14 protein-coding genes are annotated in these 12542 nt (G+C 68.7%); 12 read left to right on the forward strand and 2 right to left on the reverse strand.

The window, feature by feature from the left end; all coding sequences use genetic code 11:
- The first annotated feature begins 62 nt into the window (after window positions 1-62).
- Genes ACFWFP_RS04955 through ACFWFP_RS04965 form a run of 3 tightly spaced genes read left to right on the forward strand, consistent with a single transcriptional unit; the run spans window position 63 to window position 2610 of the window.
- Complete coding sequence (locus ACFWFP_RS04955; RefSeq protein ID WP_379293191.1) at window positions 63-713, forward strand: DedA family protein; 651 nt, start codon at window positions 63-65, stop codon at window positions 711-713.
- Window positions 710-1963 carry a sensor histidine kinase gene (locus ACFWFP_RS04960; protein WP_379293192.1) on the forward strand — a complete coding sequence of 418 codons (1254 nt, stop codon included), beginning with the start codon at window positions 710-712 and terminating at the stop codon, window positions 1961-1963. Before ACFWFP_RS04955 ends, ACFWFP_RS04960 begins: the two co-directional genes overlap by 4 nt.
- Window positions 1954-2610, forward strand: a complete 657-nt coding sequence (locus ACFWFP_RS04965) for a response regulator (RefSeq protein WP_379293193.1) — start codon at window positions 1954-1956, stop codon at window positions 2608-2610. Before ACFWFP_RS04960 ends, ACFWFP_RS04965 begins: the two co-directional genes overlap by 10 nt.
- Window positions 2611-2614: 4 nt before the next feature.
- Here ACFWFP_RS04965 and ACFWFP_RS04970 read toward each other — a convergent pair whose 3' ends face one another.
- Window positions 2615-2959 carry a DUF6463 family protein gene (locus ACFWFP_RS04970; protein WP_379293194.1) on the reverse strand — a complete coding sequence of 115 codons (345 nt, stop codon included), beginning with the start codon at window positions 2957-2959 and terminating at the stop codon, window positions 2615-2617.
- Window positions 2960-2989: 30 nt separating this feature from the next.
- Here ACFWFP_RS04970 and ACFWFP_RS04975 point away from each other — a divergent pair, with 30 nt between their 5' ends.
- From ACFWFP_RS04975 to ACFWFP_RS05005, 7 genes are all read left to right on the forward strand, one after another.
- Window positions 2990-3580, forward strand: coding sequence for a TetR/AcrR family transcriptional regulator (locus tag ACFWFP_RS04975; protein WP_379293195.1), 591 nt, complete (start codon window positions 2990-2992; stop codon window positions 3578-3580).
- A 348-nt stretch (window positions 3581-3928) separates the two neighbouring features.
- Window positions 3929-4249 (forward strand): integration host factor, actinobacterial type, encoded by a 321-nt coding sequence (gene mihF, locus ACFWFP_RS04980; protein ID WP_056815410.1) that lies wholly within the window; start codon window positions 3929-3931, stop codon window positions 4247-4249.
- A gap of 6 nt (window positions 4250-4255) precedes the next feature.
- Entirely contained in the window at window positions 4256-4840 is a 585-nt protein-coding gene (gmk, locus tag ACFWFP_RS04985) for a guanylate kinase (RefSeq protein ID WP_056810544.1), read from the forward strand.
- A 27-nt stretch (window positions 4841-4867) separates the two neighbouring features.
- Window positions 4868-5146, forward strand: coding sequence for a DNA-directed RNA polymerase subunit omega (rpoZ, locus tag ACFWFP_RS04990; protein ID WP_067493623.1), 279 nt, complete (start codon window positions 4868-4870; stop codon window positions 5144-5146).
- Between the two features lie 28 nt (window positions 5147-5174).
- Window positions 5175-6392 (forward strand): bifunctional phosphopantothenoylcysteine decarboxylase/phosphopantothenate--cysteine ligase CoaBC, encoded by a 1218-nt coding sequence (gene coaBC / locus ACFWFP_RS04995; RefSeq protein WP_379293196.1) that lies wholly within the window; start codon window positions 5175-5177, stop codon window positions 6390-6392.
- 215 nt (window positions 6393-6607) lie between these two features.
- On the forward strand, window positions 6608-7819 hold the full coding sequence (gene metK, locus ACFWFP_RS05000; protein WP_379293197.1) for a methionine adenosyltransferase: 1212 nt from the start codon (window positions 6608-6610) through the stop codon (window positions 7817-7819).
- Window positions 7820-7881: 62 nt separating this feature from the next.
- The gene (locus ACFWFP_RS05005; RefSeq protein ID WP_379293768.1) at window positions 7882-10086 is read left to right on the forward strand and encodes a primosomal protein N'; all 2205 of its coding nucleotides are present in this window, start codon (window positions 7882-7884) and stop codon (window positions 10084-10086) included.
- 21 nt (window positions 10087-10107) lie between these two features.
- Here the strand turns inward: ACFWFP_RS05005 and ACFWFP_RS05010 are convergent, their stop codons facing one another.
- Window positions 10108-10953 (reverse strand): SDR family oxidoreductase, encoded by an 846-nt coding sequence (locus tag ACFWFP_RS05010; RefSeq protein WP_379293198.1) that lies wholly within the window; start codon window positions 10951-10953, stop codon window positions 10108-10110.
- A gap of 81 nt (window positions 10954-11034) precedes the next feature.
- Here ACFWFP_RS05010 and ACFWFP_RS05015 point away from each other — a divergent pair, with 81 nt between their 5' ends.
- Together ACFWFP_RS05015 and ACFWFP_RS05020 are read left to right on the forward strand one after the other, a co-directional pair.
- Window positions 11035-11628 (forward strand): TetR/AcrR family transcriptional regulator, encoded by a 594-nt coding sequence (locus ACFWFP_RS05015; RefSeq protein WP_379293199.1) that lies wholly within the window; start codon window positions 11035-11037, stop codon window positions 11626-11628.
- Between the two features lie 210 nt (window positions 11629-11838).
- Window positions 11839-12516, forward strand: coding sequence for a PadR family transcriptional regulator (locus tag ACFWFP_RS05020; RefSeq protein WP_379293200.1), 678 nt, complete (start codon window positions 11839-11841; stop codon window positions 12514-12516).
- Window positions 12517-12542: the final 26 nt, after the last annotated feature.

Below are 12542 nucleotides of genomic sequence, written 5' to 3' on the forward strand. Positions count from 1 at the left end.
CCGCGCCGACCGGGTGGTCGACGCTACTGATCGCGAACCCCCGGCTACCTAGCGTCGAAAGCATGCAAACGACAGGGAATTCGACCGAACTGACCGGCGTCGCGGGCTGGGCGGTCCAGCTGATGGAACAGCTCGGTGGCTTCGGCGCCGGTCTCGCGATCGCCCTCGAGAACCTCTTCCCCCCGCTCCCCAGCGAGGTGATCCTGCCACTGGCCGGCTTCACCGCGAGCCGGGGCCGATTCAGCCTGGCCGAGGTCCTGCTGTGGACCACCCTCGGCTCGATGGTCGGCGCCCTCGCCCTCTACGGCCTCGGCGCCGCCCTCGGCCGCGACCGCCTGCGCCGCATCGTCGAGCGCCTACCCCTGGTCCGCCTGTCCGACCTGGACCGCACCGAGGACTGGTTCGTCCGCCACGGCGACAAGGCGGTCTTCTTCGGCCGGATGATCCCGATCTTCCGCAGCCTGATCTCGATACCCGCGGGTGTCGAACGCATGCCGCTCGCCCGCTTCACGCTGCTGACCACGGCGGGCAGCCTGCTGTGGAACGCGGTCTTCGTGTTCGCGGGCTATGTCCTCGGTGAGAACTGGCATGTCGTCGAGACCTACGCGGGCATCGTGCAGAAGGCCGTGATCGCCGCCGTGCTCGTCGCCGCGACCGTGTTCGTCGTCCGGCGCGTGCGGCAGCGGCAGGCACAGCCGAGCACCGGTCGATGAGAGGCGCGGCGCAGCCTGACAGCGACGATCGCGCGTCCGGGGTTGCGGTGTTCGCGGGTCGGTACGGCATCGACGGTGGCGAGGCCCGGATGGTCGAGGTGGCCGAGGCACGCGAGAATTGGGCGATGAGCACCTCCCCGGCGCGATCCGCACGCGTCGCCGCCGCGGTCGCGGGATATCTGCTCGGTGTGCTCACCGTGCCCGTCGACCTGGTCGGTGTGCTCGCCGCGCCGATCTCGGCGGGCCTCACCGACCGGATCGCTCAGGTCGAGCAGCAGCGCCTCACCCGGCTGCTCGACGTGCGGTCGAACGGTGTGCCGAGCGGGCCGCGGGCCGCGGGGTATCTGGCGGTCCGCGCGCTCGTCGGGGTGCTCGGTGCGCTGGTACTGGCGTTGTCGGTGCTGGGTGTCGTGGTCGCGGTGGCCGTGGTCTACGGCGCCGCCACCGGCGCCGCGGTACCGATCATCGATGCGACCGAACCCGGACAGGTCACCTGGGCGACGGTCACCGTGCTGGCACTGCCCGGAGCGGTGCTCTGCTTCCTTGCCGTACAGGGTCTGCTCGGTGTGGTACGCGCCGAGGCGTGGTGTCTGCGACGCGGCACCCGCCCAGGGCCGGACGAGCTGGCCCAGCGGGTCGCCCAGCTCACCACCACCCGGGCCGAGATGGTCGAGGTGATCGACGACGAACGGCGCCGGATCGAACGCGATCTGCACGACGGCGTGCAGCAGCGGGTGGTCGCGTTGTCGATCCTGCTCGGCCGGATGGACCGGGCGATCGACGACGACGCGCGCGGCGAGCTGCGGCGGCGGGCGATCACCGAGACCGGGTACCTCCTCGACGAACTGCGCGAGGTCTCTTGGCGGATCTACCCGGCCATGCTCGCCCGCGACGGCCTGCGCGCCGCCCTCGAAGCTCTTGCCGACCGAACCCCGATTCCGACCCGGCTGACCATCGACCTCGACGATCGCGCACCGCGCCCGGTCGAATCGGCCTGCTACTTCACCGCCAGCGAGGCGATCACCAACGCCATCAAGCATTCCGGCGTCACGGCCGTCGAGGTCGACGTCCGGCGTGACGGCCCGACCGTGCGCCTGCGCGTCCACGACGACGGACAGGGCGGCGCCGACCCCACCGGACACGGCCTGACCGGCATCGCGACCCGCGTCACCGCGCTGGACGGCACCATGACAGTGGACAGCCCGCCGGGCGGCCCGACGATCATCACCGTGGAGGTTCCGTGCGGATAACTCTGGCCGAGGACTCCGCGCTGCTGCGCGAGAGCCTGGCCCAGCTGCTCACCGCGGAGGGGCACGAGATCGTGGACTCCGTCGGGACCGGGACCGAACTGCTCGCCGCCGTGCGGGTGCGCCCGCCCGACCTGGTCATCGCCGATGTGCGGATGCCGCCCGACCACGTCGACGAGGGGATCAGAGCCGCCCTGGAAATCCGTCGTGACCAGCCGGAGGTCGCCGTCCTGGTGCTGTCACAGTACGTCGAGCGCAGGCACGCGGCGGAGTTCCTCACCGGGACCGGCGGCATCGGTTACCTGCTCAAGGACCGGGTCGCGGCGATCGGCACGTTCCTCGACGCCGTCGACCGGGTGGGCGCGGGCGGCACTGCCTTCGACCCGGAGGTGGTGCGCCAGCTCCTGCTGCACAATCGCGCCGGCTCGCCACTGCACCGGCTCACCGAGCGCGAACGCGAAGTGCTCGAACTCATGGCGCAGGGTCTGAGCAACGCGGCGATCTGCGCACAGCTCTACGTCACCCGCAGCGCCGTCGAGAAACACATCAACGCGATCTTCACCAAGCTGGACCTCCCGGCAGGAGAGGCCCACAACCGGCGGGTGCTCGCCATCCTGCAACACCTGCGGGCGGGTGCGGCGCAGGGCTGACCGCTCAGGCCGTGACCCGTGCGTTCCGCGCTCGCCACCACCCGAACGCTGCGACTCCGAGCGGAGCCAGCACCGTGACGAACCCCGACAGCGGCATGAACGCCAGGCCGAACACCGTGGTCACACCGAGCGCGAGCAGCACCGTGCCGGGCACGTACCCCAGTGCGCGCTCCAGCGCGATCATCGCGATGCCGAAACCGGTGGCGAGTACGCCGAACTCAGTGAACCAGAAGGTGAGTTCGACGTCCTGATCGCCGGCGACGAACACCACGATGCCGAGGGCGGTGTGGACGGTGCCGATGACGACGAGCAGCGCGCCGGCGAGCGGGAATTTAGTTCTTGAATTCATATTCATAAACTGTGCCACTAGGCTGACCCGGTGGCAAGACCTCGCCTTTTCACCGATGATCAGGTGCTCGACGCGGCCCGCGACCTGCTCACCGACCCGGCGATCACCCGTCCCGCCCTCACGGCGATCAGCACGGCCGCCGGCGTGCACTCGGGGTCGATCTATGTGCGTTTCGCCTCACGTGACGAACTGCTCGCCCGGCTGTGGCTGCGGTCGATCCGCCGGTTCCACGTGGGCCTCATCGCGGCACTCACCGGTCCCGCGCCGCTGCTGTCCGCGGCGACGTTCCTGCCGCGCTACTGCCGCGCGCACCCGACCGAGGCGCGGGCGATGAAGATGTTCCATCGCGACGAACTCCTCGGGGTCGGCGCCGAGGATCTGCGGGCCGCCATCGCCGGGGTCAACGACGACATGAACGCCGCCCTGCTCGGCGCTGTCGTGACCGAGTTGGGGGCTGCCGACGATCGTTCGCTGGCTATCGCGGGCGCCGCCGTGAAGGCGATTCCGTACGGTCTGGTCCGCGATTACATCGCCCGCGCCACTCCGATTCCGGACTGGATCGACGATGTCGTGGCCACCGCGTCGGGTGCCGTTCTCGACGAGTTTCGGGCCCGATCGTGACGACACGCTGTGCGAAATCAGGCGACACGCGGGCTTTTTCAGGAAACTCGCTGGTCGCGCACCACCGGGTTTGCCGGGCCGCCACCCAGGCCTCACGCTATCCATTGGCTATCATCGCCCATTTCGGTATAACCGCTGGTGGGGATGCATTTCCGGAATTCGACTGTACGATCGTGACCAAGGAATCAGCCGTCACCGCATCGGGTCCGCGCGCGCCATACGGCATGCGTAATCCTGCCCTGACCTGGGGGTCGGGTTCGCAATCGGCGCGCACCGTGGGTACGGTCGCACAGACCGTCCGGGTAACCGGCGGTAGATCTGGCAATGAACGATGAGACGGAGGAACCCGTGGCCCTTCCCCAGCTGACTGATGAGCAGCGCGCCGCTGCTCTGGAGAAGGCGGCTGCCGCTCGCCGCGCTCGGGCAGAGCTCAAGGAGCGCCTGAAGCGCGGTGGAACGAACCTGAAGCAGGTCCTCACCGATGCCGAGTCCGATGAGATTCTCGGCAAGATGAAGGTTTCTGCGCTGCTCGAGGCTCTGCCGAAGGTGGGCAAGGTCAAGGCGGCGGAGATCATGACCGAGCTGGAGATCGCGCCTACGCGTCGTCTCCGTGGTCTCGGTGCCCGGCAGCGCGCCGCGCTGCTCACCCGCTTCGACTTCGACGCCTAAAGTCTGGTGGACAAAAACACGCGGAAGGGCCGGCTGGTAGTACTGGTCGGCCCCTCGGCCGTGGGGAAATCCACGGTCGTGCGGTGCGTGCGGGAACGCCTGCCCGAACTGGTTTTCAGTGTGTCGGCCACCACCAGGGACCCCCGTCCCGGCGAGGTCGACGGTCTCGATTACCGCTTCGTTTCCCGAGTCGAGTTCGACGCCATGATCGCGGCGGACGAACTGCTCGAATGGGCGGACATCCATGGGGGGTTGCAGCGATCGGGCACCCCCGCCGCCCCGGTGCGAGAAGCGCTGGCGAGCGGACTTTCCGTACTGATCGAAGTCGACCTGGCCGGTGCACGGTCGGTCCGGCAGGCGATGCCGGAAGCACTGCTGGTGTTTCTCGCGCCGCCGAGCTGGGAAGAACTGGTCTCGCGGTTGCGTTCGCGCGGCACCGAGACACCCGAGGTGATCGAGCGCAGGCTCGAGACAGCCCGGGTCGAATTGGCGGCCTGTGACGAGTTCGACACGGTCATCGTGAACAGCGAGGTAACGACCGCCTGTGAGCAGTTGGTATCGTTGTTCGTTAGCACAAATTCGAGTTCTTGACCCACTAACCCGCAGGAGTCACCCCTAGTGAGCACGGACATCACCGCAGCACCCGCGTACGACACTCCGATCGGCCTCACCAACCCCCCGATCGACGAGCTGCTCGAGCGCACGTCCTCCAAGTACGCCCTGGTGATCTACGCGGCCAAGCGCGCCCGTCAGATCAACGACTACTACAACCAGCTCGGTGACGGCATCCTCGAGTACGTCGGCCCGCTCGTCGAGCCGGGTCTGCAGGAGAAGCCGCTGTCGGTCGCCATGCGCGAAATCCACTCCGACCTGCTCGAACACACCGAGGGCGAGTGACAATCTCTAGTCCGGAGGCGTAAAGACCATGCGGATCGTCGTCGGGGTCGGCGGGGGCATCGCCGCCTACAAGGCGTGTGCCCTCGTTCGCCGTTTCACCGAGACCGGGCACCAGGTGCGGGTGATTCCCACCGAGTCGGCTCTCCAGTTCGTCGGAAAGGCGACCTTCGAGGCGCTGTCCGGTCAGCCGGTGCACACCACGGTGTTCGCCGACGTGCCCGAGGTGCCGCATGTCCGGATCGGCCAGGAGGCCGATCTCGTCGTCATCGCCCCCGCCACCGCGGATCTGATGGCGCGCGCCGCACAGGGCCGCGCCGACGATCTGCTCACCGCCACCTTGCTGACGGCTCGATGTCCGGTGCTGTTCGCGCCCGCGATGCACACCGAGATGTGGGAGCATCCGGCGACGGTGGCGAATGTCGCGACCCTGCGCGCGCACGGCGCCACGGTGATGGAACCCGCGTCGGGTCGGCTCACCGGCACCGATACGGGTCCGGGACGGCTGCCCGAACCCGAGGAGATCTTCGGTCTGGCTTCGCTGCTGCTCGAACGTGCCGACGCGCTGCCCCGCGACCTGACCGGTCGCCGCGTGGTGATCACCGCCGGTGGCACGAGGGAACCCCTCGACCCGGTGCGCTTCCTCGGCAACCGCAGCTCCGGCAAGCAGGGCTACGCCCTGGCCCGGGTCGCCGCCCAGCGCGGTGCCCAGGTGACGCTGATCGCGGGCAACACGATCGAGCTCGCGCCGCCCGCCGCGGTCGAACTGGTCCACATCACCACCGCCGACCAGCTCAAGACCGCGGTCGACAAGCACGCGCTCGGCGCCGACGCGGTGATCATGGCGGCTGCGGTCGCCGATTTCCGTCCGACCCACGTGGCCGCCGCGAAGATCAAGAAGGGCGCCGACGAACCCGACGTGATCCCGCTGACCAAGAACGAGGACATCCTCGCCGGCTTGGTCGACGCCCGCACCGAGGGACGGCTCGCCGGTACCGCGATCGTCGGTTTCGCCGCCGAGACCGGTGACGACAACGGCGACGTGCTCACCCACGCCCGCGCGAAACTGGCCCGCAAGGGCTGCGATCTGCTCGTGGTCAACGCGGTCGGCGAGGGCAAGGCGTTCGAGGTCGACACCAACGACGGCTGGTTACTCGGTGCCGACGGCACCGAGGCTGCCCTCGATCACGGTTCGAAGGCGCTGCTGGCCAGCCGGGTGCTCGACGCACTGGTTCCGCTGCTGCGCTGACCGGGGAGTTCGCATCGATGTCGCGCGAAAACGGTTGCGCGGCAACGAGGGTCGTGCAGTCTACCGCCCGTGCAGGTGTTCGCGGTGCGGCTTGGTACTTACTCGCCACCATGTCGGTGGTTTGGAATAGTCTTGATGAGAAGGGTTGCGCGGTAACACCGAGAAGTTACCGTCACAAGCCGAACGAGTAACCCGTTGAGGGAGAGGGAATAACTGTGCGTACGACAGGTAGTCGGCTATTCACCAGTGAGTCCGTGACCGAGGGGCATCCGGACAAGATCTGTGACGCGATCAGCGATTCCATCCTCGACGCATTGCTCGCGGAGGATCCGAGCAGCCGGGTCGCGGTGGAAACCATGGTCACGACCGGGCAGGTCCATGTGGCGGGCGAGGTCACCACCTCCGCCTACGCCGACATCCCGCGGATCGTGCGCGAGAAGGTCCTCGAGATCGGATACGACTCCTCCGCAAAGGGATTCGACGGCAACTCCTGCGGTGTCAACATCGCGATCGGTGCCCAGTCGCCCGATATCGCCCAGGGTGTCGACACGTCGCACGAGGCGCGCGTCGGCGGTTCCGACGATGCGATCGAGCGCCAGGGCGCCGGCGACCAGGGCCTGATGTTCGGCTACGCGACGAGGGACACGCCCGAGCTGATGCCGTTGCCGATCGCGCTCGCGCACCGGCTCTCGCGCAAGCTCACCGAGGTCCGCAAGTCGGGCGTGCTGCCCTACCTGCGTCCCGACGGCAAGACCCAGGTCACCATCGAGTACGACGGTGACCGCCCGGTTCGCCTGGACACGGTCGTCATCTCCACCCAGCACGCCGCCGATATCGACCTGGACAACCTGCTCGCCCCCGATATCCGCGAGAAGGTCGTCGACGCTGTCATCGGCGATCTGAACCTGCCCAGCCTCGACACCTCCGACATTCGGCTGCTGGTGAACCCCACCGGCAAGTTCGTCCTCGGCGGCCCGATGGGTGACGCGGGCCTGACCGGCCGCAAGATCATCGTCGACACCTACGGCGGCATGGCCCGCCACGGTGGCGGCGCGTTCTCCGGCAAGGATCCGTCGAAGGTCGACCGCTCGGCGGCTTACGCCATGCGCTGGGTGGCCAAGAACGTCGTGGCCGCCGGTCTGGCGGACCGTGTCGAGGTGCAGGTCGCGTACGCGATCGGCAAGTCGGCCCCGGTCGGTCTGTTCGTCGAGACCTTCGGCACCGAAACGATCGACCCGGCCCGCATCTCCACCGCCATCTCCGAGGTCTTCGACCTGCGTCCGGGCGCGATCATCCGCGATCTCGATCTATTGCGCCCGATCTACGCGCCGACCGCCGCCTACGGGCACTTCGGCCGCACCGATGTCGACCTGCCCTGGGAGCACACGGACCGCGCCGACAAGCTGCGCGCGGCCGTCGGCCTGTAATACCCACGGACCGCGTGTCAGCGGGCGAACCATCGACAGCAGCGGGACACCCCATCGCGAGGGTGCTCCCGCTGCTGTCGCCTGCCCACCTCGACCGCGACTTCGACTACCTCGTCCCTACTGAGCTGGACGAGATCGCGCAGCCCGGCGTGCGCGTGCGTGTTCGTTTCGCCGGTCGACTCGTCGACGGATACCTGCTCGAACGTCTCCCGCGCAGCGATCACAACGGCAAGATGATGCCGCTCGAACGAGTCGTCTCCGCGGAACGCGTGCTCACCCCGGACATTCTGCGCCTGGCGACTGCGGTCGCTGCCCGCTATGCGGGAACTCGCGCGGATGTCCTGCGTCTTGCCATCCCTGCGCGCCACGCCCGTACCGAAACCGGCGGTGCGAAGAAGTCCGATGTCGTGAAGAAGTCGACGCGTTCGGCGGCGGGAGTTGTCGATCTCGCCGACTATCCGACGTCGTCGGAAGACCCGGCCCTCGCCGATGCGCAAGGTGCGGGCACCGTGGCCGTCTCGGCACCGGAAGCTGTTGATGGTGAGCATCTTTCGCGCTCGACTGACGCGGACAGCGCCACTGGTGTGGACGGCTCCACCGGTTCGGGCGACAAGGCAGCGAAGGTCCAGGTCGAGCAGATGCCGAGCGCCGCGGCGGAAGCGTGCATCGAGGTCGACGCGTCGGCCTGGGGCCGGTATGCGCACGGCATGGGGTTCGTCGGCGCGCTGGCACAGGGTAAGGGTGTGCGGGCGGCGTGGCAGGCGTTGCCAGGGGAGGATTGGGCGGCCCGGCTGGCGGAGTTGGCGGCGACGGTGGTGGCCGCTGGTCGCAGTGCGGTGTTGATGGTGCCCGATCAGCGCGACCTCGATCGGTTGCTCGCCGAATGTGTTGCGCTCGTGGGTGATTCGGCTGTCGGGCTATCGGCGGGGCTGGGCCCCGCGGCGCGGTATCGACGGTGGCTGGCGGTGTTGCGGGGGCAGGCGCGGATCGTGGTGGGGACTCGGGCGGCGGTTTTCGCGCCCGCCGGCGATCTCGGGCTGATCGCCCTCTGGGACGACGGTGACGACACCTACGCCGAACCCCGTTCGCCGTATCCGCATGCTCGCGAAGTGGCGATGCTCCGGGCGCACGAGACGGGGGCCGCGTTCGTCGCGGCCGGTTTCGCGCGGACCGCGGAGATCCAGGCGGTGGTCGAAACCGGTTGGGCTCACGACCTTCTCGCCGAACGTCAGGTGTTGCGTGAGGTGACGCCCAGGATCAGTGCGCCGGGCGACAGTGACTACGCCCTGGAACGCGACGCGCTGGCCCGCTCGGTGCGAATGCCCGGCGTCGCGTTCGCGGCCGCGCGCTCCGCGATCAAGGAGAACGTGGCGGTGCTGGTCCAGGTGCCGCGGCGAGGTTACGTTCCGTCGCTGGCCTGTGCGAAATGTCGTACCCCCGCGCGCTGCCGGCACTGCAACGGGCCGTTGGCGCTACCGCATGCGGGCCATGGCGAAGCGGCGAGTCCGCAGTGCAAGTGGTGCGGCATCACCGAAGCCGCGTTCCGCTGCCAGGCCTGCGGTGCGCGAGCGCTGCGGGCGACGGTGATCGGCGCGGCCCGAACCGCCGAAGAGCTCGGGCGTGCGTTCTCGGGCGTTCCGATCCGTGCTTCGGGCGGTGGAGAAGTGCTCGACACGGTCGAACCCGGCGCCCAGGTGGTCGTCGCCACCGTCGGTGCGGAACCCCTCGTTCGCGGTGGCTACGGCGTCGCGCTGTTGCTCGACGGCTGGGCGCTGCTCGGTCGCGCCGACCTGCGCGCGAGCGAGGACACCCTGCGCCGGTGGATGGGTGCGGCCGCCCTGGTTCGCCCCCGTGGCCAGGTCATCGTCATGGCTGAGCCGTCCCTCGCCACCGTCCAGGCGCTGGTCCGGTGGGATCCTGTCAACCATGCCGCCGCCGAACTGCAGGCGCGCGCGGAGGTCGGTTTTCCGCCTGCGGTCCGGCTCGCCGCTATCGACGGCACCACCGCCTCGATCGCGGAATTACTCGACGCCACCACGCTTCCCGACGGTACCGAGATCCTCGGCCCGGTACCGCTGCCGCCGACGGCCCGTAAACCGTTCTCCGGCACCGATTCTCCCGCCGAGGTCGAACGCATGCTGCTGCGGGTGGCCCGTGCGGACGGCGCCCCGTTGGCGCGCGCCCTCACCGCCGCCCAAGCCGTCCGCAGTTCGCACCGCTCCGATGCGCCCTTGCGCGTGCAGATCGACCCAGTCGATATCGGCTGACGGGGTCGCCCCGGCGTTCGGTCAGGCGTACATCGCCCGATGGCGCCGCGCCCACTGCGCGTAGGTCGTGGCCGGTCGACCGAGAACATCCTCGATATCGATGCTGACCTGCTGTTCTTCGTCCGTGGGTGTGCCGAGGATGGTGAGTGTGTGGTCGGCGACCGGCTCGGGCATGAAGCGCAGCATGTTCTGCTTGGCCTCGTCCGCGGTGAGTTCGAGGAAGGTGATCGGGGTGTCGATCGCTTCGGCCACCGCCGCGGCTTGGTCGCGTGGGGTGATCACGGCGGGGCCGGTCAGGGTGTAGGCACGGCCGTGATGGCCGTCTTCGCGCAGTGTCACGGCGGCGACGGCGGCGATGTCGGCCGGGTCTACCGCAGGCAGGCCGACATCGCCGAACGGGGCGGGGATGACCCGCTGGGTACGCACCGGTTCGATCCACGCGAAGGTGTTGGTGAAGAACGCGCCAGGGCGCAGCGCCGTCCACTCCAGGCCCGACTCGACGAGGGCCCGCTCGAACGCGATGGTTCGGGCGTAGCCGTCGGACTGCGGGCGGGTGACCGCGCCCTGTGAGGAGACGAAGACGACCCGGCGGACGCCGGCGTCCGCGACGGTTTTCAGCAGCAGGGCGGGCTCGGGGCCGGTCATCAGCTGCTCGCCGGTGATCAGCAGGAAGAGCGCGTCAGCGCCCTCTAGCGCGTCGGAGAGGCTGTCGAGGTCGCCCAGGTCGGCGACCGTGTGCTGGACTCCTGTCGGCAGTTCGATGGGGCGTGTGCCGCGCGATACCGCCCTGACCTGGGCTCCCGCGTCGACGAGGAGGCCGACCAGGGTGCTGCCGATATTGCCGGTTGCTCCGGTGACGACGATCATCTGAATCCTTAGTTAGTTGGCTGACTCAATTCCTGGAAGCCAAGGTATCCCACCGACCACGCGCTGTCTATAGTTAGTTGTATGACTAAATCGGACACGCAGGTCAGCCCGAAGATCGGGAAGAGGGAACGCTTGGTGCAAGCGGCGATGCGCGTGTTCTACGAGCAGGGCATCGAGAAGACGACGATCGCCGATATCGCGCGCGAGGCCGACGTCCCGGTCGGCAACGTCTACTACTACTTCAAGACCAAGGATCAGTTCATCGCCGCGGTCATCGAGTTGCACGCGCAGGTGCTGGCGAGCGCCGTCACCGAACTCGCCGAACTGCCGGGACCTGCCGAGAAGCTGAAGGCGATGGTGCGCAGCTGGGTCGAACAGCGTGAGATGGCGGCGCGTTTCGGCTGCCCGACCGGTTCCCTCGCCGCCGAACTCGACAAGCGCGAGGACGCCTTCGGTGGGCAGCCCGCACGGGTGATCGGGCTGCTCGTGGAGTGGGCGCGCGAACAGTTCGCCGCCCTCGGCCGCGCCGACGCCGCCGAGCTGGCCATTGCCTTCGTGGCGGCCTACCAGGGAATCTCGTTGCTCACCAACACGTTCCGCGACCCACTGCTGATGGTCACCGAGGGTGCCCGGCTGGAACGATGGATCGACGAGCTGGCGCAGGAGCCGGGATAGCGCCGTCGCCGGCTGGGGGCGTCGCCTCGCCGTAGTGGATTCCCGAGCCGGAAAGCCATCTGGCCGGCTCGAGGTCGGTGGCCGGTGACAGTGAGGCGAGCCGAAGGGCCGGGGGGATCGTCACGAATTCGAACTGCTCCTTGCGCTCGATGCATTGCCGATATATCGTCGATAGTGTCAAGAACAACGAGAGAGCCTGAGGAGGCTGTCATGCAGAACCAAGAACAACGAGAATTCGGACACTTTCGGCGCGGTCGCGGACCGGGCCCCCGGGAATTCGGTCCCGACCGGCAGCAGTTCCGCCACGGCGGTCGCCACGGTCACGGCCCCGACTTCGGACCGGGCTTCGGCCCAGGTTTCGGACCGGGCTTCGGTCCCGGTTTCGGTCGTGGACGCGGCCGCGGCGGGCGTGGCAGGCGCGGTGACGTGCGGGCCGCGGTGCTGCTGCTGCTCGTCGAGCGCCCCATGCACGGTTACGAGCTGATCCAGCAGATCCGCGACCGCAGCGACGATGTCTGGCGCCCGAGTCCGGGGTCCATCTACCCGGCATTGGCCCAGCTCGAGGACGAGGGCCTGGTGCTCATCGAGAAGGTGGCCGGTCGCAAGACCGCGCAGCTCACCGGCGAGGGCAAGGCCTATGTCGAGACCCATCGTGAGGATCTCGGCGACCCCTGGGCCGAGGTCAAGCAGGACGTCGGCGCGCAGGCGCTCGACCTGCGCGGGCTGGTCGGACAGGTGATGGGCGCGGTCGGTCAGGTCGCCCAGGTCGGGACGGCGCAGCAGGCGGCGAAGGCGGCCGAGGTGCTCGCCGAGACCCGTCGGGCGCTGTATCGCATCCTCGCCGAGGACGATGTCACCGTCGAGGGCGACGCAACCCCCGAGAAGTGAGGGCGTCGTGAACGCCCTGCCCGGCG

Source organism: Nocardia sp. NPDC060249, assembly GCF_042728755.1.
Classification (GTDB): Bacteria; Actinomycetota; Actinomycetes; order Mycobacteriales; family Mycobacteriaceae; genus Nocardia.

Bases quoted from the DNA above. Each gene is read 5' to 3' on its own strand.
- ACFWFP_RS04955 (WP_379293191.1), top strand. From the start codon at position 63: ATGCAAACGACAGGGAATTCGACCGAACTGACCGGCGTCGCGGGCTGG.
- coaBC (WP_379293196.1), top strand. From the start codon at position 5,175: ATGCGGATCGTCGTCGGGGTCGGCGGGGGCATCGCCGCCTACAAGGCG.
- ACFWFP_RS05015 (WP_379293199.1), top strand. From the start codon at position 11,035: ATGACTAAATCGGACACGCAGGTCAGCCCGAAGATCGGGAAGAGGGAA.
- ACFWFP_RS04970 (WP_379293194.1), bottom strand. From the start codon at position 2,959: ATGAATTCAAGAACTAAATTCCCGCTCGCCGGCGCGCTGCTCGTCGTC.
- ACFWFP_RS05010 (WP_379293198.1), bottom strand. From the start codon at position 10,953: ATGATCGTCGTCACCGGAGCAACCGGCAATATCGGCAGCACCCTGGTC.
- ACFWFP_RS05020 (WP_379293200.1), top strand. From the start codon at position 11,839: ATGCAGAACCAAGAACAACGAGAATTCGGACACTTTCGGCGCGGTCGC.
- ACFWFP_RS04960 (WP_379293192.1), top strand. From the start codon at position 710: ATGAGAGGCGCGGCGCAGCCTGACAGCGACGATCGCGCGTCCGGGGTT.